This is a genomic window from Methylosinus sp. H3A (assembly GCF_015709455.1).
GTDB lineage: Bacteria > Pseudomonadota > Alphaproteobacteria > Rhizobiales > Beijerinckiaceae > Methylosinus.
Genome location: NZ_JADNQW010000005.1, coordinates 749448 through 772758 on the forward strand (window position 1 = coordinate 749448; position 23311 = coordinate 772758).

Below are 23311 nucleotides of genomic sequence, written 5' to 3' on the forward strand. Positions count from 1 at the left end.
GACGCGGGGCCGCTACGCGCTCGGCGCGTGGACTGCGGCGAAGATCATGCAAGTCGTCGTCGCATGGGCGAGGAGCCGCTGGCGCGCATCATAGAGCCGCGCTTCCGCTGTCGCGACGCTGCGGCCTTGGTGCAGCACATTCCCTTCCGCGCGAATCTCGGCGGCGGCGGAGATCGCGCGGGTGAAATTCACCTTGAACTCCAGCGTCGTATAGAACTGCCCGGGCGGCAGCGTCGTATGCACGGCGCAGCTCATCGTCGAATCGAGCAGAGCGGCGACATATCCTCCATGAACCGTTCCGAGCGGGTTATAATGCCGCTCGTCCGTCGTCGCCGTGAAGACGACGCGCCCGCTCTCGATCTCGACGGGACGGAAGCCGAAATAGAGCATCAAGGGCGGGACAGGCAGCGCGCCCTCGCCCATGGCTCTGACGACTTCCAATCCGCTCATCGATTGCAGGCGCTCCAGCGGCAATGCGCCGGCGACATAGGACTGCGTTTCGTCGGACATGAGGCTGCTCCCCTCTGGCCGGCAAAAACTGCGTCATATATTTAGTTTCGTCAAGAGACCAAATCCGCTCGGCGAGCACGATGAAGAACGATCTATTTCCATCTCAGACCTGCTCCGTGGCGCGCGCGCTGGAGATCGTCGGCGAATGGTGGACGCTGCTGATCATCCGCGAGGCCTTTCTCGGCGCGAGCCGCTTCGGAGAATTCGAGCGCAATCTCGGCATCGCCAAAAATGTGCTGAGCCAGCGGCTGTCGAAGCTCGTCGCCTGCGGGGTCATGGAGCGCGTGGAGGCGCCGGGACGCGGCAACCCGCGCGACTATCGCCTGACCGAAAAGGGGCGCGACCTGTTCCCGGTGTTGATCGCGCTGATGCAATGGGGCGATCGTTGGGCCGCGGCGGCCGGCCCGCCGCTCCGCCTGCTGGAGCGCGCGACCGGCGAGGAGATCGCCACGCTGCGGGTGACCGCGGCGAGCGGCGAAAAACTGGCGCCGGAGGAGGTGCGGATCGAGCCGGGCGCGGGCGCGGACGAAAGAGTCCGGCGCCGTTTGGCGGCCGCGGCTTCGGAAATACTCCCGAGATGACGCGCCTCCAGGGGCCGGCTATCGTCGCTGCGGCGCAGCGAATCACGCGCGCCGGGCCGGCCGAAGCGGCTCGAACGGGGGTTGAACCTGCGGCCGGTTTCGTGTGAATGCTCTCTCTCATCTTTTCCGGATCGCCGGCTCGATGACGCGCAAATATTCGAACGTCGCGTCCGGCGCCGCCGGAACATCTCGCGGAATGGGGGCGGGCGGCGCGTCCATCCGGGCCGGATCGAACGCAAAGCTTTCGCCGTCGTTTTTCCGCAATGCGGCGTTCGAATGTCGCTTCTGACATGAGCTTGAGAGCGGACCCGGCCGAACGTCTGACAACGCAGCCCGAGAACGAGGCGCCTGCGAGGCGCCCGCTCGCGCCCGTCATCCTGTCGGCCCTGATCCACCTCGTCGTTCTGGTCGCCCTTCTGCTCGAGCAATTGCTGCTGCCGCGCGAAAATCCGGCACAAGAACAGGAGATTCCGCTGGAGGTGGTCGCCGAGGCGCCGCAGCCTCCGCCGCAGGAGCAGCCGCAGCCCGAGCCGGAGCCCGAGAAAGAGCAGCCCAAGCCCGAGGAAAAGCAGAAGCAGAAGCCCCCGCCGCCGCAAAAGCTCGTCGACGACGAAAAGCCGGCCTTCGACGCGCCGCGCGCGCCGAATCAGGAGAAGCTCGACCGCGAGGCGCCGGATCAGGAGACCAAATCCGCCCGCCGCGAGCCGCCGAACGAGCAGCGCGCCGCCAAGCCCGCGCCGGAGAAATCGGCCGATCCGCAAAAGCAGCAGGCCGCTGCGGCGAAGCCCGAGCCCGCCACGCCCAAGGCCGAGGAGGACAAAGCCGACGCCGAGATCGTCGAGCAGGCGCAGCCCCAATTGGAGGCGCGGCTCGACGACAAGCAGGGCGAGGTCGAGATCAAGGCTTCGCCCGAGCCCAAGCCCAAATCCATCGCCGATCAGCTCGCCTCGCTGGAGCCGCTGCCGGACTTCAAGCTCTCCGGCTCCTCCAAGACTGCGCCGGTGAGCGGCGGCACGGCGAAGACCACTTATCTCTCGGTGCTGTTCGGACTCATAATGCCGCATATGAATGTGCCGCCGCCCTTGCGCAACAAGACGACGCCCAATCACGGCGTCGTCGTGTTCTTCATCGACGAGGGGGGGCATCTCACTCATCAGGCGGTCTATCGCTCGAGCGGCTATCCCGAGCTCGACAACGCCGCGCTCGCCGCCGTGCGCCGCGCCGCGCCTTTTCCCGCGCCGCCCTATGGCCATCCGCGCGGAATTCAGTTCCACTTCGATCCGAAATGAGGTCGTTTTGAGCCTAGTGTCGGCGCCGGCGCGTGACGTGACAGAAAAAGGCGCGCAATCGCCGCTGCTGCGAGTGACGGGCCTCTGCAAGTCCTATCTCGGACCGCAGGGGCCGCTGCCCGTGCTGCGCGGCGTGGACCTCGCGCTCGACGCCGGCGAGAGCCTCGCGCTGATGGGCGAGTCGGGCAGCGGCAAGAGCACGCTGCTGCATCTCGTCGCCGGACTCGACCACGCCGACGACGGCGCCATCCATGTCGACGACATAGAGGTGACGAAGCTCGACGACGAAGGCCGCGCGGCGCTGCGCCGCAAGACGCTCGGCGTCGTGTTCCAGCAGTTCAATCTCGTGCCGAGCCTCACCGTCGGCGACAATCTCGCTCTGCAGGCGCGGCTCGCGGGACGCTTCGACGAAAGCTGGCGCGACGAGCTCGCCCGCCGCCTCGGCCTCGCGGGGCTGCTCGGCCGCTATCCCGAGCAATTGTCGGGCGGCCAGCAGCAGCGCGTCGCGGTCGGCCGCGCGCTGGCGCCGCGCCCGCGGCTGCTGCTCGCCGACGAGCCGACCGGCAATCTCGACGAAGCCACCGGCGACGCCGTGCTCGATCTGCTGCTCGAGCTCGCCGCCACGGCCGGCGCGGCGGTGCTGATGGTCACCCATAGCGCGCGCCTCGCCGCGCGGCTCGACCGCCGCGCCACGCTCGCAGCCGGAAGGCTGGTCGAGCCGTGAGGCAATTCCTCTACGCTCTCGCGACGCTGGCGAGTCATTGGCGGCGGCGGCCCGGCCAATTCGCCGCGCTCTTCGTCGGGCTCGCCGTCGCCACTGCCCTGTGGAGCGGAGTCGCGGCGCTGAACGATCAGGCGCGCCGCAGCTACGACCGCGCGGCCGGCGCGCTCGGCGTCGGCGCCGCGCCGAGCCTCGTTCCGGCGAGCAGCGGATTTTTTGCGCAGGATATGTTCGTCGCATTGCGGCGCGCGGGCTGGAAGGTCTCGCCCGTGCTCGAGGGAACGATCCGCCTCGGCGACAAGAGCTATCGCCTGCTGGGCGTCGAGCCGCTGACGCTGCCGCAGATTTCGCGCTACAAAATGCCGGGCGGCGAGGATCTGAATGATTTCCTCGGCCCGCCAGGCCGCGCGCTGGTCTCGCCACAGACATTGCGCGCGCTGGGGCTGGCCGAAGGCGCGGCTCCGACGCTCGGCGAAGCGGATTTTTTGCCGCCGCTTCATATCGAAAAAGATCTCGCGCCGGGAATGATCGTCGTCGACATAGGGGTCGCGCAACGCCTGCTGCATCGACATGGGCGTCTGTCGCGCCTCCTTCTCGCCGAAGAGCCGGCGCCCGACGCGCCATCGCTGGAAAGTCTCAGCGGCGGGGCTCTGCGCCGCGTCGAGGCCGACGAGGCGCCGGAGCTCGCCAAGCTCACCGACAGCTTCCATCTCAATCTCACCGCCTTCGGCCTTCTCGCCTATGTGGTGGGGCTGTTCATCGCGCACGCTTCTTTCGGCCTCGCCTTCGAGCAGCGACTGCCCATCATTCGCACTTTGCGCGCGATCGGCGCATCTTTGCGCGCGCTCGCCTTCGCGCTGGTCGCGGAGCTGATGCTTCTCGCCTTTCTCGCCGGCGCCGCGGGAATGGTCGGCGGCTATCTCATCGCCGCCGCTCTGCTGCCGGATATGGCCGCGAGCCTCGAGGGCCTCTATGGCGCCGAGCTCGACGGCGCGCTCGGCCTCGCGCCCTCTTGGTGGGCGTCCGGAATCGGCATGGCGCTCGTCGGCGCCGCGATCGCCGCGGCGAGCGGCCTCGTCAAGACATTGCGCCTGCCCGTGCTCGCCATTGCGCAACCTTTCGCCTGGCGCGAGGCGCAGCGTCATTGGCTGCTCCGACAAGGGGCGCTCGCCGCGCTGGCGCTCGCGGGCGCGGCGGCGGCGCTGCTCTTCGGCGAGGGGCTGGAGGCGGGATTCGTCTCCATGGCGGGACTGCTGCTCGGCGCGGCGCTCGCCTTGCCGCTGCCGCTCGCCGCTCTGCTGCGGCTCGGCGAAAGACGCGCGCGCGGCCCGCTCGCCAAATGGTTCTTCGCCGATGCGCTGCAACAGCTTCCCGGCCTCTCTCTGGCGCTGATGGCGCTGCTGCTCGCGCTCTCCACCAATGTCGGCGTCGGCTCCATGGTCGAGGGTTTTCGTCGCACCTTCGCGCAATGGCTCGACGAGCGCCTCGTCGCCGAAGTCTACTTCGAAGCCTCGAGCGAAACGCAGGCGCATCGCATCGAGCCATGGCTCGCCGCGCGCAAAGACGTCGCCGCCATTCTGCCTCTGTGCAAGGCGAGAACGACTTTGCGCTCCTGGCCCGTCGAGCTCGTCGGCGCGCCGCCGCACGAGACCTTCAGCGCGCATTTCCCACTGCTCGAGGCGCGCGCCGACGCTTGGGATCGCGTCGCGCGCGGCGATGGCGCGCTGATCAGCGAGCAGCTCGCGCGACGCCTTCGCCTCGCACTCGGCTCCGATTTGGAGATACCGACGCCCAAAGGCGATTGGCGCGTCGAGATCGTCGGAATCTACCCCGATTACGGCGCCGCCAAGGGCCAGGCGCGCGTCGATCACGCGGCGCTCGCGGCGCGCTGGCCGGACGCGCGCCGGCTCGATTACATGTTGCGCGCGCTGCCCGCGGACGCGCCCGACATCATGCTCGCACTACAGGCGGAATTCGGCGCGGGCGTCGCGCGCATCATCGATCAGGCGGCGCTGAAGGAGCGCTCGATGACGATATTCGAGCGCACTTTCGCGGTCACAGCGGCGCTCGACGCGCTGACGCTGGTCGTCTCGGCCATCGCGCTCTTTGCGAGCCTCACCACTCTCGCCGCCGCGCGCGCGCCGCAGCTCGCGCCGCTCTGGGCTGCGGGAGTCTCGCGACGCAGCCTCGCGCTGCTCGAATTCGCGCGCGTCACTCTCTTCGCAGCGGCGACGGCGCTCGTCTCCGTGCCGCTCGGCCTCGCGCTCGCCTATGATCTCGTCGCCATCGTCAATGTTCGCGCCTTTGGCTGGCGCCTGCCCTTTCATCTGTTTCCGGCGCAATGGCTCCAAGTCTTCGCGCTGGCGCTGCTCACCGCGGCGCTCGCTTCGCTCCTGCCCATTCGCCGTCTCGCGCGCGTCGCGCCGGCGACACTGCTCGCGGTCTTCGCCAATGAACGCTGAGCGATTCGTCTCCCTGCTCCTCACGCTGGCGCTCTGCGCCTCCGCCCGCGCGGCGGGATTCGCCGGCCTCGGCGATGACGCTCAGGGCTTCGCCGAGCCCGCGCCGGGCCACACTCTCGTCTTTCCGCGCGATCATGGCGCGCATCCGCAATTTCGTATCGAATGGTGGTATCTCACCGCCAATCTGAAGGACGAGTCCGGCCGCGCCTATGGCGCGCAATGGACCTTGTTCCGCCATGCGCGCGCGCCGCATGACGGCGAGGGCTGGGACACGCCGCAAGCCTATGTCGCGCACGCCGCCGTGACGACGCAGACGCTGCATCTCTTCGCCGAGACGCGTGCGCGCGGCGGCGTCGGACAGGCGGGCGTCGAGACCGCGCCATTCCGCGCCTTTATCGATAATTGGTCGTTTTCCGCGAAAGAGCCGAATCTCTCCGGCGGCGAAATCACCGCCGTCGCGCCGCGCTTTCGCTATTCCCTCGCGCTGTCCGCCGAGAAGCCGCTCGCTTTGCATGGCGAAGCCGGCTACAGTCGCAAATCCGAGAGCGGACAGGCCTCCTATTACTACAGCCAGCCCTTCTTCTCCGTCGAAGGCGCTCTGGCCATAGACGGAGTCGAGCGCAAGGTCACGGGCCGCGCCTGGATGGACCATGAATGGAGCAGCCGTCCGCTCGCCGCAGATCAGAAAGGCTGGGACTGGTTCTCGCTGCATCTCGAGAACGGCGCCGAGCTCATGCTGTTTCGCCTGCGCAGCGATGCGTCGCTCGCCTTTCACGCAGGCAGCTACATCGCCGCGGATGGCGCGACGCGAACGCTCTCGCGCGACGATATTTTCCTCGAGCCGCTCGAGCAGAGCCTCGTCTCCGGCCGCCTGCTGCCGACGCGCTGGCGCGTGCAAGTGAAGAGCCTTCGTCTCGACATAGACACGAAGCCTCTCAATTCGCAGAGCTTCATGGGGACGAGCGTCGGCTATTTCGAAGGGCCGATCTCCTTCGCCGGCTCACAGAGCGGCGAGGGCTATCTCGAAATGACCGGATACTGAAGCTCGGCTTTTTTCGACTGCCGAAGCTTGATCCGAATGTCATCGGCTCTATCCATAGTCGGGTCGCATTCTTCTGACGCACCGCTCTCGCCGGCGCCGCTAGGCGGTCGCCCGCCAAGGGGATTTTTCGCATGTATCTGTCGCCGACCTTTTTTCTCGACCTCGGCCTGCGCACTTTCACGCGCAATCCCTTCTTCAGCCGCGACCGTCTGATCCTCTCCGAGGGCGAGAGCGATTTTCGCCTGCTCGAGGGACAGGAGGGACTCGTCGTCACGCTCGGGCCCAACAGCGCCTTCTTCGATCGCCCCAATCGCTCCGTCTGCCGCTGGCCGGGCGTCAAGACGGTCCCGCGCCAGAGCCCGCACACGGTTCCGCGCCGATCCTTCATCGCCAATGAGGGGCGGGCCTTTCTGCAGATTTTCTGCGGCGGCGGCGATGTGCGCCTCAACCGCGTCTCCACGCTCGGCGATCAACGGCAGATTCTCCTCTCCGCCGGCGACGGCAATGTCGTCGAGAAGATCGATCTTTCCGAGCTCGCGCGTGAAGGCGCGCCGGCGCTGAAATTTCTGCAGCCGTCCTATCTGTGCTCCTCGGCCGAGGTGGCGATACGCTCCACGCCATGCGACGCCGCCACCATGAGCTGGGCGCGCGCGCCTTACGTCTATCGCACGGACAAGCTGGAGAGCGCGGCGAGACAAGCGGTCCTCTGCCTCTCCGGCCGCACCATGGTCTGGTGCGAACGCCTCGCGCCCGGCGAGAGCCGCGATTTCGCGCTCGGCAATGTCATCGCCGCGACGGAGAATATCGCCTCCAAGCTGCGGCCGACGAGTCAATGCCATCCAAACGATGAAGATCCGGCTCCGGCGCCCGCGCGGCTCGGCGATGCGCCGACGGCCACGACCGTGGAGCCCGCCGTGCGAACGCGGCTGCGCGAATTCGCCGCGGCGACGCGCATATTGTTCGAATCGATGCGAGCACGCGAGGGCTTCCTGGTCTGCGAATTGACCAATCGATCCGACCGGCCCGCCTATGTCTATGTTCAGCTCAATAAGGACGGCTTCTATGGCGGCTCGGGCTTCGTCGGCCTCGTGGTGAAGCTCGTCTCCGCCTTTTTCCGCCTGTCGCATCTGCCGCTGCGCTCGTGACGGCGACGCGCTTCTGACAGGCTGCGGCCGTCCCGAACGCCTGCTCAGCCGCGCCTCGTCTCCAGCGGCAGCCCGTTTTCGACGAGCACTCTACGCAGGTCGAGGATCGCAGGAAAAATCTCCTGATTGCGGTCTTCGCCCTGCGCATCGAAGGCGGCCTGCTCCAATTCGCAGATCCAGCGATCTTCCGCGAAGATGCCGTTCGTGAACCAGACGATGGCGGGCCAGAGGAGGTCGAGCAGAAACCTATGCTTCGGCCTCTTGATCATGATCATGCCGAAGGTGTGGTTGATCCGCTGCGCGCGATCCACGGGTATGTAGCAATTCCACAGATCGAGCGCCGGCTCGCTCGCGCCCGCGATCCAGAATTTCAGCGACTGATAGGGATAGTCGGTGCGGATCACCATTCGGTCGCCCGGCGGCGTCGCCAGCGCCTCGGCCGACAAGGGCGCGCGCTTCCACCGCCATTGTCCGCGATTGAGAATGAAATTTTCCCCGAGCGGCTGCCGACCGCTGACGCGCCGGAAACTATAGGTCGCCTCGGCCCAACCATCGCCGCTGCGATTGCCGAGGAAATAGGTCTTGATCCCGCCCATCAGCCGCCGATGCAGGAACTGATGGTTCATATCCATCAGATTCTCGTGCATGAAGCTGTAGTGACACTGCGCGCGTCGGTTCAGATAGCGGATTTTGTAGCGTCGGTCGTTCGCCGAAGGAACATCCGGGAAAGGCGCCAGCGCCGCCAGCGCAGGATCGCCCGGAAACACGAAGACGAGGCCATAGGCCTCCCGGCATGGATAGCTGCGGACGCCGGGCGCCGCACGGCTGCACTCGGCCGCATAGGGCACGAAGACGCAGGCGCCGCTCGCGTCATAGGCCCAGCCGTGATAGCCGCAGCGTATCCGCTCGCCCTCGACGACGCCGGCGCTCAGCGGCGCCTGACGATGCGCGCAACGGTCCTCGAGCGCGAAAGCCGCGCCCTGCTTGCCGCGCGCGAGCACGATCGGCGCGCCGGCGAAAGAGCAGGAATGGGCCTTGCCCGCCCGCACCTCGGCGCTGCGGGCGACCGGATACCAGAAATTCGGATCGAGAGCGGTCTTGCGAATGTCCCGATGCGCGGCCCCGGTTTCGAGCGCCGTCGCCGCCTCCGCCACTTCCCCGATACTCGATTCCATGAACGCCCGATCCTACGCCCGCGTTTCGCGCAGTTCGGCTCTTAATGAAAAACGCAGTCGAGGTAAACCTCTGATCGATCGATAAGAATAACGCACGACGGCGGCGCGGCCCGCAGGTCGCGTCACTCGATCGTCACTTCCACCACGCGCGAGGCGCCGGGCCGCAGCGGCAGACGCGCCTGAATGCGATGCGTTCCCGGCTGCATGGGCCAGAACGCCGGCTTGTCGGCGTCGGCGAGCAGGAACGGCTTGCCGTCGACATACCAGAGGATCTGCTCTGCCGAGGGCGGCGCGGAAGCGCGCAAAGCGAGGCGGTTCGACGCCGCCGGCTGCTCGGGATTGCGCCAGACATGCGTATGATGCTCGGGCGTCGTGACGGCGAGCTCGACGGCTTCCTCGATCGGCGCCGAACGCGCCTCGCCGCCCGTGGCGACGCGCGTCGCCGGCGCTTTCTCGGGCTTCGCCCATTCGACCAATGTCTCGCCGCAGCGGCCGTCGCTGCGTCCGCCGGTGAGACACATTTCCACCGGAACGCGGCCCTGCGGCGGCGGGAAGGAATCCTGCTCGATCTCGCCGGGTCTCGCGCCGTGAATGAGCGTCAGCGCCGCATGCGCGAGCCGCGCGCTGGAAGACGCGCCGCTCAACCGATTCATCACGCCGGCGTCGCCGCGTCCGATCCAGACGCCCACGATGGCTTTGCGCGAAAAAGCGATGGTCCAGGCGTCGCGATAGGCCTGCGAGGTGCCGGTCTTGACCGCCACAGCGAAAGGATATTCCAGCGGCCCATAGCGCGGGAAGCTCGGCAGGCGCGCCAGCGGATCGGCGAGCATCGAGGTGACCAGCCGCGCCGTGTCGCTCGACATGACGCGAATGGAGCGACGCCGCTTCTGCTCTTTCGCGAAGACGAGATCGGACAGCACGCCATCGTCGGCGAGCGCGCCATAAGCGCGCATCAAATGCTCGAGCCGCGTCGGCAGCGCGCCGATCGCCATGGAGAGGCCGAAGGATTCCGCCGGCGCCTCGAGATCATGCAGGCCGAGATCGTGCAGAAATTGGAAATTGGCCTCGAGCCCGACGCGGCGCATGAGATTGGTCGCCGGCACATTGCGCGAATTGGCGAGCGCCTGGCGCGGCAGCATGGGGCCGAGAAAGACGCCATCGGCGTTGTTGACGCCGGATGCGCCCTCGGGAACGTCGGCGAGGAGGTCCGTCGCCTCGAGCGCGCCGCGCTCGAAAGCGAGCGCGTAGACGAAGGGCTTCAGCGTCGAGCCCGGCGAACGCAGCGCGCGCGTGAAATCGATCGCGCCGTCGCGCCAATCGCGATAATCGGAGGAGCCGATGTCGGCGAGCACGCCGCCCGCGCCGCGCTCGACCACCATCACCGCCACCTGCCGCGCGCCGGCCGAACGCCAGAGCGCGAGATAGCGCCGCGCAAGATGCGCGAGCTTCTCCTGAAGCGAAAGATCGATCGTCGCGGCAATGCGCGGATCATGCGGCGAAACGGGCTCGACGAGGCCCTCGCGCGCGAGCCTCTCATAGCGAAGCGAAAGATGCAGCGCATCCGGCCGCCGCGCCGCGCCGACAGGGCGCAGCGTCGCCAGCTGCTTTGTCGCGAGGGCGATCTGCGCGGGCTCGACGAAATTTTCACGCGCGAGATAATTCAATGCGCGAGCGGCGCGCGCGCGAGCGAGAACGAGCCCGCTCTCGCGAAAGAGATTCATGCGGCCGGGCGATTGCGGAACCGCGGCGAGCAGCGCGATCTCGGCGAGAGAGAGATCTTCGACCGGCTTGTCGAAATAAAAGCGCGCGGCATGGGCGATTCCATGGCTGCCATTGCCATAGGGCGCGAGGCGCAGATAATGCGCGAGAACGGCGTCATGGCCGTGCCGCGCGACGAGCGCCGCCGCCGTCGCCGCCTCCATGATCTTGGCCGAAAGCCCGCGCGGCGCCGGATTCTGCATGCGCGCCACCTGCATGGCGATGGTCGAGGCGCCCTCGCGCCGCCCGCGCGCCGTGAGATTGCGCCAAGCGGCGCGCAACACGGCCCGCGCATCGACGCCGGGATGCGACGAGAAACGCCGATCCTCGAGCGCGAGCGTCGCCAGCGCGACGCGCGGCGGAATCTCGCGCAGCGGCCAATAGCCGTAATCGATCCGCGCGGCGTCGCGCGCGCCGATCTGCGTGAGAAAGACGCCGTTGCGATCATAGACCATCGGCGTCGGCCGCGGAGCGGTGAGAAAAGTGCGGGAAAGCGCGGTGTGAATCAAAAACCCGGAAGGAACGAGCGCCACAATGATGAAGAAAAATAACAAAAGAGCGGGCCTCCTCCTTCTTCCACTCGCGGGAGAAGGAGCCGTGCGAATGCGCGACGGATGAGGGTCCGCGAAACCGCCTGCGCCCTCATCCGATCCTCTCCGACGCGAGGGCTGCCTTCTCCCGCCGAGCGGGAGAAGGAGGTCGCGAGCCTTCCTCATTTCACGATCTCGACGCGCTTGCCGGCGCTCTGCGCCTGCAGGCCCTTCTTGTACATCGTCTCGACGACGCCCGGCGGCTCGGTGAACACGCCCGCCGTCTGCGCCTTGGCGCGGAAGGCGAAGCGATAAGTTCCCTTGGGCAGTGAATCATAAGCGTAGAACACGCGATCGTCGCCGAAGGAGACGCTGGTCGGCGCGAGCGTCGGCGCGCTCGACGGCTGCGCCTCGACGGGCGATGTCGCGAGATTTGGGTTCAAAGGCTCGAAGCCAGCGGGCAGCGGCAGCGAGATCGCCACATGGGTGCGATCCTGTGGATTGACGAGCTCCGCCGTCTCTTCGATCACATCGCCCGAGCGGAGCTTCACGACGCCTTTTTCCGCCGCGATTTTTTCGAGCGGCGCATCCGCCTTGCGCACTAGCGACATCTCGCGCGTCAGCGCGAAGCCTTCACTCACGGGCTCGGCCTCGGCGCCGCTCACTTTCGGCTCGTGACGCGTCTCGACCAGCGCGACGATCGGCGCCGTTCCGCGATTGGCGATGGTCAGCGCCGACGGCGCGCCGCTGGTCTTGCGCAGGACCGGAGCATTTGCGTCGAGAGTCACCGTCTCCGGCGCGGCCCCTTCCTGTGAAAGCGCGACGACCAAGGGCGATCGCGGACGCCGCCAGACTTCCGCCAGCGCGTCAATCGCCGCGGCGGTGGCGTTGGTCGAGCCCCAGCCGTCACCCTCGCCCAAGCGCAGCAGCGCGTCGCGCAGCAGGCCTGCGCGCGGGTCCGACGGCGAAGCAACGGCGATGGCGCGCACCATCTCCGCGAGCGCGCGCGTCTCGGAGGGCAAAATCACCGGATTGCCGCCGTCCGCAGCCTGGCCCGCATAATATTGCACGCCATTGCGCGAGAGAATTTTCACGCGGCTCCATAGCGAGTCGAGCAGAGCGTCGACGATGCGCCGATCGCCCGCCTGCGCGCGCGCGGCGGCGCGGGTCAGCTCCGCCACACTGGCGCTCGCCATGAAATCGGCGTGGCGCGAGAGCTCGGCCACATAAGACTCGTCGAGCTTGCCGCCTTCGGCGAGCGCGATCAGCGCCTCGACGCGCTCGCGCAATTCCTCGCCCGAGAGCAGGCGCGGATAATCCGAGCGCAGCGACAGTTTCAGCACATTGGCGAGGCGGTCGGCGAGCGGCTTGTCGATCGGCTCGCCGGCGCGCTCCGCGCTGGCGAGGAAGGAATAGGCCCAGGCCGTTAGCGACACATTTCCACGCGAGCGCGGCCAGAAGGCGACGAGGCCATCCGCGTCGACGGACTGATCGATCGCGCGAATCGTATTGCGCACATCGCCGGAAAGGCGACTCTCGAGCCCCGCAGCCGAAAGGATAGGCGTGAAACTCTTCAAGGCCAGCGCCGAGCGCGCGAGCGAGAGCCGCTGCTCCGTGCAGCCATAGGGATATTCGACGAGCGCATTCAGCCCCGCCACGAGCTTCACCAGCGCCGGATCGCCGGCGAGAGTCACGTCGCGCCGGAACGAACCCGATCGCACCTCGTCCGAAGCGCCGGCCAGCGTCTTCGTCTCGCCCGGCGCGATCTCGACGATCTCATAGCGCCGCACCGGGAGACGATCGGGCCGGATCGGCAATTCGATCTCCACCGCGTCACGCGCGCGGTCGGCGTCGCGCTCCACGCGGAAATTCAGCTTCGCGCTCTCCTTGCCGGGGACGGGCTCCGGCACGCTCGCGGCGATGTCGATGCGCGCCGGCTTGCTCGCGAGCCAAGAGAAGGCCTGCTGCGTGTTATTCGCGAGCGTCAGCCCCTCCGCGGCGATCGAAGCCTTGCCGCCGCCGCCCGGCCCCTCGACGACGCGCGCGATGAAGGACACATCGAGCGTATCGCCCGAGCGCAGGAAGCGCGGCAGCAGTGGTTGCGCGACGAGCTCCTGGCGGATGAGCATCTCGCCGGTCGCAAAGCCGAAGCGATCGGCGCCGCTCACCGCCTTGGCCCGCAGCTTGAAGACGGTGAGCGTATCGGGCAGCTTCACCTTGATCTTCGCCACGCCGTCGGCGCCGATCTTCACGCTCGGCAGATAGATCGGCACGGGCGTGAAATTCTTGCGCACGCTGACATTGGTCTCCGCGCCCCATTCGTCGAGACCGGCGTCGCCGCCGGGAATCTCCTCCAGCGGAATCTTGCCGAAAGCAAGATTGCGCGTGTCGCGCGCGGCGAGCTTCGTCTCGCGCTCCACGATGAAATCCGGCAGCGGATCGAGCGGCCGCTCCTTGGCGAGCGACAGCACGGCCTGATCCACCATCCAGAAGGTCGCTTCGCCCGCGAGCGGCTTGCCAAGATCATCGGACAAACGCAGCGTGACCTCCACCTCCTGCCCCGGACGCGCCTTGGCGGGATAGTCGAGCTTCGCCGTCACGATATTCTTGACCGGCGTCACCTCGATCCATTTCGTCGCGGCGATCGTCACCGGCTTGCCCTGGTCGATATTGGACGTGGCCGCCGGCGCGCTATCCTTCAAGCGTCCGCGCATGATGAGGAAATGCACAGCGAGCTTGGGCGTCTGCTCCTTGCGCAGATTGAGCGTGTAACGGCCAAAGCCATTGGCGATGTCGATGAATTGATAGTCGAACACGCCATTGGGTTGCTCGACGATCGCCAGCGCCTTGGCGTTCTGGAACGGCGATTGGACGATGAGCGTCGCGGTCTCGCCCGGCGCATAGGATTGCTTGTCGGTCGTGATGGTCGCGGTGGAGGCCGGCGGACGCTGGAAGGTGACCGGCGTATTGCCGCCGACGAAGAAATCGACGCTCACCTGCTGGCGACGGCCGATGCGATCATAAGCCTCGAGCTGCACGACATAGACGCCGGCCTCGCGCGCCTCCAGCTCGATTCTTTGCGCGTCCTTCGCGCTCGTCAGCCTGCGCTCGAGGATCGTCTCCTCGATCACCTGCGTCACATATTTCGCCGCGCCCTGCGCGAAATCGGAAGCCTGCAGAGTCGAGACCCAATTGCGCTTGACGAAGCGCAGGGTCACCGGCAAACCTTCGACCGCCTCGCCCTTGCCGTCGAGCGCGAGAAATTCCGGCGTCACCACGCCGGGCCGCTCGACATAGCGCGGAACCTTCACGCCGAGCACGAAAGGCGGCACGGCGATGACATTCTGCACATTGCGCACGTCCAGCCCATCGTCGCCCGTGACGGTCGCCTCGATCGAGTAGCGGCGCGGCTGCGCCGTCGGCTCTATCGTCGTGTCGAATGTCATGCGCGAGGCGCCGCCGGCGTCGGTGCGCGCGTCACGCTCCAGCACCGGCGAGGATTTGAACTTGCCTTCGCCGGAGAAGCGCGCGTCGGTCGAGAACAAAAAGCCCTCGCGTCCCGGCGGCTGAAACAGATGCGGGAATTGCACGGCGCGCCATTTCACCGGCCGTTCCGAAACGAGCCCGCCGGCGAAATAGCGCGCGACGAGATCGACATTGAACTCGCCGTCGAGCGGAACGATCTGCGGCGCATTCAGCACGACCTCGAATGTCGGCAGGCGATAGGCTTCCTTCTTGAACGGAAACTGTCCGCAGGACGCGGTCTCTGTCCCGCCCTCGGCCTCGGCGTTCTCGCTCGGCGTGTCGGCGTCCTCGCTTTTCTCGTCCTTCTTCTCTTCGCTCTTTTTGGGCTTGGCGCCGTCCGGCTCGAAACGCAGCGCGTAATCGCCCGTCGCGGGCGTCTGCGCGTCGAATTTGTGATAGAAGCTCCCTGCCGCGTCGAGCTTCACCGGAATGCGCCATTCCTGATTTCCGGGGCCAGAGACGACGAGCGTTCCGCCCGCTTTGGCGACGCTCGCCGCGCCGTCTCGATAAGAACGCACGAAGCCCTTTATATGCACCGGCTCCTCGGGCCGATAGATCGGCCGCTCGGCGAAGACATGGCAGAGCGTGCGCGGCTCTTGCCTGCGCGGCTCTTGCGGATTGGACGTCCATGCGAGCCAGGCGCCGTCGGGCTTCGTCCAATTCTCGCGGGCATATTCGGACGGCGCGTCATTGGCGTCGATGGCGAGCGTGTCGAGACCTTTGGTCACGACGATGCGGCGCACATCGGCTTCCGCGCGCTTGCCGGGATCATAGGCGAAGAAGCCGGAATTATCGGTCGTCCCACGTGCGAGCGTGATGAATTTATCGCCCGTCACGCCCTCGAGCCTCACCTCCGCGCCGGCCACGGGCTGCGCAGTCGAAAGCGAGGTGACGGCGAAGCGCACGCGCGCGCGCTCCTCTATCGCGCTCACCGAGAGATCGGTCACCTGCGCGCGCAACCAATGGCGCTTCTTCTCGTCCACGGCGCGCAGGCCGATCAGATAAGTTCCCGGCTGTCCGGCGCCGGCGATCTTGGCGAATTCGCTCGAAAGATCGAGACCGAATTTGGCGTCCGCGCCATTGCGGCGGATCGGCAGATCGAGCAGCGCGGAAACGGCGGGCGAGCCGAGCGCCTTTATGCGCTCGGCGATCGCGGAAGCCTCGGGCGCATCCGTCTCGCCCCAATGCGCGGGCTCATTGCCGGGCAGCGGCGGAGCGAGAGAATCCTCCGTCTCGACGCCGCTCTTGGGGAAGGGCCAGAAGTCGCGCGCCAGCGGATCGATCGCATGAATGCGAATATCGGCGCGGTCATAGCCGCGTCCACGCAGCGGCAGCAATTGCGGGCCGAAACGCTCGACGAGACCCTGCGCGGCGTCCCACGCCAGCGCCGGTCGGTCGCGATCGAAGGCGAAGCGCTGCGCAAAGCGCGAGGCGAGCGCGCGCTTGCGAATATCGCGCAGCGCGCCCGGCGCGAGAACGAGATCATAGACGCGATCGGAGAGAAACTTGCCATAGACATTGAGCCGCTTGCGATCGATCTCGACGGAGAGATCGTCGACCGGCGGCGAGATGCGCAGCGCCTCTCGCGCGCGCAGAATGTCGATCTCGTCGGGCTGTTCGGAGAAGGTCAGCGTCAACCTTCGGCGGTTGGCCGGCTGATAATTGGAGACAGGCGCGGACTCCTCCTCTCCCTCTGACGACGTCGACGACGGCGCGACCGCATAGCCGAAGGCGCAGCGCAGCACGCCATCCTGCTTGTCGTCGCTCCAGCCGCGGCCGCAGCTCGCCTCGGTGACGGCGAAAGGCGCAGCGGAGCGCGCGCGCAATTCGAATATCTCGTCGTCGAGGCCCGGCTCGTCGGCGAGCTTCAGGCGCAATATGGCGACGCGTCCGTCGCGCACCGTTTCACGCAGCCGGACGGCGACGCTCTGCGCGGCGCTGCGCTCCGCACGCTCGAGCGGGCGAATGTCGTAATCCTTCATCGTCAACAACTGTCCGCCGAGCGGAGAAATTCCTGGCGCCGGACGCAATTCGATCGTCAGCAGCCGCGCGAGCGCGGCAATGTCCACCGGCTCCGGAAATGTCAGCGTGATCTGCTCGAGATCGGCGACCGGCTCGGCGCTCTCCGTCGGATTGGTGGAGGTGGGCGTCGGCAGCAGCGCGACGAGCCGCGTCGCGGCGGCGCCCGCTTCTATGTCGACGCGCTGAAGCGGCTTCCACGGCTCGGCCGGGCGAAATTGCAGCGCGCGCGCGCCGATCCAGCGCCATTCGCCGGCGGGCTCGCCCGAGAGCCTCACGAATTTCTCATGCGCGTCTTCGGCTCCGCCCGCCTTGGGGCCGATGTCGCGATCGAAGAAGATGGTGATCGGATCGAAGCTGCGTAGAAACTTATCCGGCACGATTCGCGCGCCATCGGCGCGGCGCAATTGGTCGAAGGACGCAGGCTCGGCGCGCAGCGGCGCGGAGACGGAAAGACAAGCCAGAAAGAGAAAGGCCGTCGTCGCGAGAAGCGTGGCGACGAAGCGATCCATGGGCCGCCCCGCGACTCTGGATCGCCTCGCTGCGCTCGCGATGACGGCGGAGATATTGGAGAACAAACAACGGATGCGTTTCATCGCCGAGCCTCGAATGGGACTGAGGGCGTTTGTCGAATGAGGAGAGCCGAGAGAGAGCAGCGGATTCATCTGCCGCTCTTTCTTCCCGCCTTCTCCAGAAATTCCGCCACGACGTCCGGCGGCGGGCCGGAGGGCGGCGGCGCGAGGCCGCGCAGGGCGAGGCGCAATGTCGTCGCCGGCGCGTCGGCGGGCGCGCGCGCTTCGACGAAATAGCGGCCCGGCTCGAGGCGGAGAATCTGCGCGGCCCCCTCGCCGAGCGTCTTGCCCGCGGCGTCGAAGAGACGCAGCTCGGCGCGATCCGGCTCGGCGCGCAGGCCGAGGCCGATCTCGCCGGCCTTCGCCACCTCGAAGGTGAAGAGCGCGCCGCCCGCAGGTCCGAGCGCTATAGGATCATTGACGCCGTCTTTCACCGAAATGACCGGCGTCGTCGAAATATTCAGCGCTCCCGACAGCGCGCCCTCATGCGGCGAATAGATCTCGACGAGCGCGCGGCCGGGCGCGGCGTAACGATGCAGCTCAACGCCGGCCGGGAAGGTCGCGACCTCGCGCGCGCCATTCTGCGTGACGGCGACGATGGCCGGCGCGCTCGTGCGAATATCGACGACGACGGGCGCGCTCACATCGAGCGCGAAAGCCTGCGCCTCGCCGTCGAGCGTCGCGGCGAAGGACGCCGCCACATCGCGCCGCGCCGCCGCTGGCCAAGGCGATTTTCCGGCGCGCTCGATCCAGGCGGCGACGAGGCCGGGCGCATGGGCGATCGTCGCTTCGCCCGGCCCGTCGAGGGCGAGCGAACGGCCCCGCGACACGCGCCCACTCGCGCCGACGAAAACCGCCTCTCCGCCCGCGACGACGAGCCGATCGCCCGGCTGCGCCTCGACGAGATGCGCCGCCTCCCCGGCGGCGCCGAAGAAGCGCTTGACGGCCTTGCCCGCCACGAGCGGCTCATAGCGCTCGAACGAGGCCGCCGCGCGCGCCGGGACGGGCCTATCTGTGAGATTGACGAGCCAGAGCGCGCGGACGCCTTCCAGCCGGCGCGAGAGCGGCGCGCCATCGGCGAAGCCGGCGAAGACGCGCGCCTCCTCCGGAGCGGAGAAGGCGGCAAGTCCGCTCGAAAGATCGAGCGCCAGCGCTCCGGCGCCGTCGAAGGCGACAGGCTGCGCGGTGAAGGGCGGGATGACGCCCGCAAACAGCGCGCCGGCGCGGATCGGCGCGGCGCGGGCGACGTCGATCGCCTGCGCGGTGAGGCGCAGCGGCTCGGGGCCGGCGGCGTTCCACAGGCGCGGCGGCTCCTTGCCGGCGAGCGCCAGCGCCACGCCCGGCGCGACGGCGAAACCGCGCCCGGCCGAAACGCCCGGCTGGCCGAAGGCCGAGCGCGCGAGCCACAGCCGCGCCTTGCCGGCCGGCGGCGGCGCAGAAGGCAACACGGCGCGCTCGCCTTCGCCGAGGGTGAGCGGAATCTCGGCGCCATTCGGCGCGAAGGAGGCCACGCGCGCCTTGGCCCCGCAATCCTCGCGCGACAACAGCCACAGGCTTTCCGATTGCGGCGCCAACGCGCCGGCCGCAGTCGGCGCGAGCAAATGTCCGGCCGATGCGCCCGCGGCGAGCGACGCCGGCGAAGCGCCGATGGCGACGAGGGCGGAAGCAGGCGCCGCGACGAGGCCGACGCAAATTTTGGTCGCGAGCCCCTCGATCGGCTCCGGCTCCAGCGCTATGTCGCCGAAGCCGCGCGGCGTGCGCGCGAGGCTGCGCGCGGCGAGCGTAACGGGCGCGTCGGCGCCGCCGATCGTCCAGACGGTCGCGCGCCATTCGCCGGCTTGCGCCGGCCAGGCGGCGACAGGGGCGAGCCCACGCTCGCGCCCGATGACGCGCCAATGTCCGTCGGCCTCGCGCTTCTCGATCGACAGCGCCGTCTCGCGCGTCGATTGCGCGGCGACGATCATCAGCCGCCCCTCCTGCGCGGCCGGCAGCGCGAACTCATGCGCGCCGGAGCCGGGCACGGTCTTCACGCCTGAAAGCGTCAGTCCCTCCGCCGGCGCCGAGGCGGGCAGCGCGAGGCGAATCTCGACGCCCTCGGGCTCGGCGGCTTCGTCCAACTCCTCGGCGGCCGGCTCGCCTTCCGTGGCGGCGTTCTCGCTTTCGCTTTCGTTCTGCTCCTCCGCCTCGCGCGCGGGCTGCGGCGCGCCCTTCAGCTCGTCGAGCCGCAGGCGATAGGCGCCGGCGGGCAGATGGCGCGAGAGCGAGACGTTCCAATCCTCCGTGCGGCCCTCGAGCCGCTCGACGACGACGCCATTCTCGTCCTCGAGCGCGCCGATCAGCTCCTTGTCGCCGAAGCTCGCGATATCGACGATGCGATCGCGCGCGATGGCGAAGGGCAAGGTCGCCGGCAATGCGACGAAACGCGGCGCGCCCGGCTGCAATTGCTTCGAGGCGAGCGTGATGCGGTAATCGAGCCGATCGTCATGCGCGAGGCTCCTCGCCTCGACGCTATAGGCGCCGGCGGAGAGCTTGGCGGAAAATTTGCGGCCAGCGGCGAATTTGCCGACGCTTTTGCGCGCGGCGTCGAAAATCTCCGCGACCATGCCGTCGCCTATGTCGAGATCGACATCGGAGTCTCCCGCGAGCGCGAAGGTCCAAATATCCGGATCGCGCGGCGCGCTCTTGGCGAGGGGCTCGCGCCATTGCAGTCTTTGCGCCTGATCGAAGGGCAGCGCATGCGGGCCGTGTCCCGCGAGCGGCGCCGGCGTCGCGATTTTGCGCAAGCGCGCGACGAAGCGGCCTTCGACATCCTCCGGCAGCACGACGAGGCGATAGCTTCCCTTCTCGAAACGCCGCGTGAGGCGCGTGAGCGGGCCGGGCGTGGTGAGCGGCCAGCCGTCGGCTTCCTCGAGCCGCGCGCGCCACGCCTTGTTAAGCCCCTGGAGATCGAGCCGATAGAGGCCATCCTCGGCAATGTCGATCGGCACGACGGCGCCGCGGCCGCTGTCGAGCGCCGCGCGCGCAGCGCCTTCGCCGACGATGGGCGCCGTCGTCGCCATCGCCACGCTCTTCACCGAAAGGCCGAGATGGCCGGCGGATTCGCGCGCGGTGACGGCGGCGCGATAGGCGCCGGCGCGCAGATAGCTCGTCACCAGCGCATTATGGCCGGGGCCATTGTCCTCGCCTTCGCCGAGACGCGGCGCGAGAGCGGCGCCGAGCGAGAGGCGCGTCTGCAGCCGCCCGAGCGTCTCGACGCGATAGAGCCCGCCGTCGGAAACATCGAAACGGAACTCTCGCGTCTCGTCTCGCGAGAGATCGAACCAGGCCGGCTTGGCGGAAGCGATCGTCGTCGCCGGACGCTCCTGCGCGGCCTCGGCGGACGCCGGTTCGACATCGCGCGCATAGATGAGAGCGAGCGCGCCCGGCTCCGCTCGCGCCGGGAGACGGATGGTCGCGAAGCGATTGTCGTTTTCGATTCTCTCTTCGGCGATCACGGCGGGCGCGCTCGCGCCCTTCTCGTCGACGGTGAGAATTTTGCCCCCGCGCGGCGTGCGGACCGGCAGGAGATATTCCGTCGACGCCGGCCGCCACAAAGGCGCGGCGCCTTTTTCGAGATCGGCGGGCAGCGCGATGACGCGCGGGCCCGTCAGCAGGCCCGGCGCGACATTGGCGAGAATGAAATAAGAGCCGCTCTTGTCGAGCTTCCGCTCGCCGAAGGAAATGACGGCGCGGGCCGGCGGAGGCGGCGGAAGATCGGGCGTGAGGCCGGGAGGGCCGAGCGTCAGATCGACGATGCCGACCGCGCCCTCGAGCGGCTCGAGGGAGAGAGCATAAAAGCCTGCCTGAAGATCATAGCGGCTCGGCAGACGCCCATCGGCGCGCGGCGCGGCGGCGCCGAAAGCGGGCTCGATGACGGCGCGGACCCGCGGCCCTTTCACATTGATCGCCACGGGGCCGCTGTCGGTCGCCTCGAACAACAGAGTGGTCGGCCCGCGCAGATTGAACTTGCCGCGATAGGCGCGGCCGCCCCCCAGCTTCGGCAGATCGGCGGCGAGCACGCGCGTCTTGCCATTCTCCGTGCGCGCGAGCAGCGCGGTCGCCGGAACTTCGTCTGCGCCCTCGCCGGCCACGTCCAAGGCGACGAGATTGGGCCCCTCCGTCTCGATCGGCGCGCGGCTCGCCCGGCGCAACGCGCGCAAGGAGAAAGCCTGCCCCTCGAGGCCGGACACTTCGATACGGCCCGAGGTCTTGCCGTCGCCGCCGAGCGAGACGACGACGATCGGCTCGCGGCTGGTCTTGTCGATGAGAGCGGAAGCCGACGCGCCTTCCCCACGCCGCGCCTCGAGGCGGGCGGCGACGGGCTTGGGCAGCTCCAGGCGGAATGTGTCATAGCTCGCCGGCGCCTCGAAGCGCACAGAGCCGAAGGGGCCGATGACGCCATTCGCCACGCCCGCGGCCAGCGAGCCCGGCTCGAGAAGGCGCAAGAGAAAAGGCTGCGCGCCGCCGCCCTCCGGCCAGACGATCGGCTCGCCGCCATAGGCGGTCGCGACATAGCGGCCGGGCTCGACCGCGCCCTCGAGGCGCAGCCGAGTCATCGGGCGGCCGGGCTTCGTCTCGATCATCGCGCGCTGGGGAACGAGATCGACGAGCTCGCCGCTCGCCTTCCACAGACGCAGATCACGCAGGCCGCGGCCCAGCGCCTCGACGGCGATGCGGCCTAAGGGCCCTGCCTCGAGCGAGAAACTGCGCTGGGCGAGATCGCCGAGCTCAGCGGAATAGGTCTTGCCCGCAGCGAGCGCCTCCCGCGCGCCCTGTTCCTGAAACGCCTCCGCGGCGAGGCGCGCCTTGCCGGATGCGCCCTTCGCGCCGGAGACGCGCAGCTTATAGACGCCGGCGTCGAGCAGCAGATCGAGCCGGCCGTCGCGCTGGCCGGCGGCGCCGGACGTCTCGCCCGGACCGGAAATCATATCGACGAGCCCAATGGCCACGCCCGCGGCGCTATGCGCGGAAATGGCGTAACGGCCAGGCGCCGGAATCGTCAAAAGAGAGAAGCCGTCACGGTCGGCCGGAAGCTCGCTCGCCGAAAATCGGCCAGGGGCGGCGCGCTGCTCGACGCGCGCCTTGGCGGAAGGCGCGGGCTCCGAAGCCGCATAGGAGACGAAGGCGCCGAGCGAAAGGCAGGAAATCGCGAAAGCGGTCACGATCTTCAAAATCAAGGCCCCGATCATGCGCAACATGACACCCTCCGCTCCGCCGCGTCGAAAGGCGCCGCGCTCGAGCTTACGCCGCCGCTTCTCTTCGAGTCGAGCCGGACTCGTTTTCGCGGCGCGCCTTCGATGGACCCAAGAAAGCGCGCTTTTTCGAGGCGCCGCCGTGCGCCCGCGCACAATGCGATCGAAATGTGACGTTTCGCTAAGAGATCGCGCGCATCGCCGTTAACCTCGAGAAGAAGTGAATTTGCGCCGAGCCCGTGTCGGGCGCCCGGCCGCGCGCTAATTGCGCCGACGTGAGGCTCATGATTGCCGAAAGGCATGCCTATTACGGAGGTCTTGAATGAAATCGAAAATCGCATCCGTCCTCGCCGTCGCCGCGCTCCTCGGCTCGGTCGGCTCGGCCGCGGCCTTCCCGCGCGTCGTCACCGATCTGGCGGCCTTCCGCTCGGGTCCGGGCGTCGGCTTCCTGCCCATTCTCGCCATACCGCCGCAGACGGTCGTCGAGGTGCAGGGACATATCGGCAGCTGGTCGCGCGTGGCCTATGCGGGCAGGATCGGCTTCATCGCCAATTCGCTGCTCGCTCGTCCCGTGATCGTCACCCCGGTCGTCACCTCGGTCGTCGTGGCGCCGGCTCCCGCTCCGGTCGGCCTCATCTCCGCGCCGCTGCGCATCTTCGAGTGATCGAAGGGCGAGCGCCCGAAGACGAAGGCGCGCGGAACACGCTTCCGCGCGCCGTCCGCTATGCGGCCTCGACGATTCGATGATAGA

Annotated in this window: 12 protein-coding genes; 7 read left to right on the forward strand and 5 right to left on the reverse strand. The window is 68.1% G+C overall.

Features of this window, described 5'->3' with window-relative positions; genetic code table 11:
* Positions 1–12 precede the first annotated feature (12 nt).
* Positions 13–510 carry a PaaI family thioesterase gene (locus IY145_RS06655; protein ID WP_196407480.1) on the reverse strand — a complete coding sequence of 166 codons (498 nt, stop codon included), beginning with the start codon at positions 508–510 and terminating at the stop codon, positions 13–15.
* 80 nt (positions 511–590) lie between these two features.
* Between IY145_RS06655 and IY145_RS06660 the strand changes: the two genes are divergently transcribed.
* The 6 genes from IY145_RS06660 (at position 591) to IY145_RS06685 (ending at position 7750) form a co-directional block, all read left to right on the forward strand.
* Entirely contained in the window at positions 591–1091 is a 501-nt protein-coding gene (locus IY145_RS06660) for a helix-turn-helix domain-containing protein (RefSeq protein WP_196407481.1), read from the forward strand.
* Positions 1092–1381: 290 nt separating this feature from the next.
* Complete coding sequence (locus IY145_RS06665; protein WP_196407482.1) at positions 1382–2380, forward strand: TonB family protein; 999 nt, start codon at positions 1382–1384, stop codon at positions 2378–2380.
* Positions 2381–2444: 64 nt separating this feature from the next.
* Positions 2445–3104, forward strand: a complete 660-nt coding sequence (locus tag IY145_RS06670) for an ABC transporter ATP-binding protein (RefSeq protein WP_210332746.1) — start codon at positions 2445–2447, stop codon at positions 3102–3104.
* A complete protein-coding gene (locus IY145_RS06675) occupies positions 3101–5563 on the forward strand; it encodes an ABC transporter permease (protein ID WP_196407483.1) in 2463 nt (820 codons plus the stop codon). Before IY145_RS06670 ends, IY145_RS06675 begins: the two co-directional genes overlap by 4 nt.
* Positions 5553–6605 (forward strand): lipocalin-like domain-containing protein, encoded by a 1053-nt coding sequence (locus IY145_RS06680; protein WP_196407484.1) that lies wholly within the window; start codon positions 5553–5555, stop codon positions 6603–6605. Before IY145_RS06675 ends, IY145_RS06680 begins: the two co-directional genes overlap by 11 nt.
* Before the next feature lie 131 nt (positions 6606–6736).
* The gene (locus tag IY145_RS06685) at positions 6737–7750 is read left to right on the forward strand and encodes a hypothetical protein (protein WP_196407485.1); all 1014 of its coding nucleotides are present in this window, start codon (positions 6737–6739) and stop codon (positions 7748–7750) included.
* A 44-nt stretch (positions 7751–7794) separates the two neighbouring features.
* On the opposite strand, the gene IY145_RS06690 is transcribed toward IY145_RS06685, so the two are convergent.
* The 4 genes from IY145_RS06690 to IY145_RS06705 form a co-directional block, all read right to left on the reverse strand.
* Complete coding sequence (locus IY145_RS06690; protein ID WP_196407486.1) at positions 7795–8925, reverse strand: aromatic ring-hydroxylating dioxygenase subunit alpha; 1131 nt, start codon at positions 8923–8925, stop codon at positions 7795–7797.
* A 122-nt stretch (positions 8926–9047) separates the two neighbouring features.
* Positions 9048–11138 (reverse strand): transglycosylase domain-containing protein, encoded by a 2091-nt coding sequence (locus IY145_RS06695; RefSeq protein WP_196410439.1) that lies wholly within the window; start codon positions 11136–11138, stop codon positions 9048–9050.
* Positions 11139–11395: 257 nt separating this feature from the next.
* Complete coding sequence (locus tag IY145_RS06700; protein ID WP_196407487.1) at positions 11396–17353, reverse strand: MG2 domain-containing protein; 5958 nt, start codon at positions 17351–17353, stop codon at positions 11396–11398.
* A gap of 65 nt (positions 17354–17418) precedes the next feature.
* Positions 17419–22566: a hypothetical protein gene (locus IY145_RS06705; RefSeq protein WP_196407488.1), complete on the reverse strand. Its 5148-nt coding sequence runs from the start codon at positions 22564–22566 to the stop codon at positions 17419–17421.
* Between the two features lie 316 nt (positions 22567–22882).
* On the opposite strand from IY145_RS06705, the gene IY145_RS06710 reads away from it, so the two are divergent.
* Positions 22883–23224, forward strand: a complete 342-nt coding sequence (locus IY145_RS06710; protein ID WP_196407489.1) for a hypothetical protein — start codon at positions 22883–22885, stop codon at positions 23222–23224.
* The last annotated feature ends 87 nt before the right edge of the window (positions 23225–23311 follow it).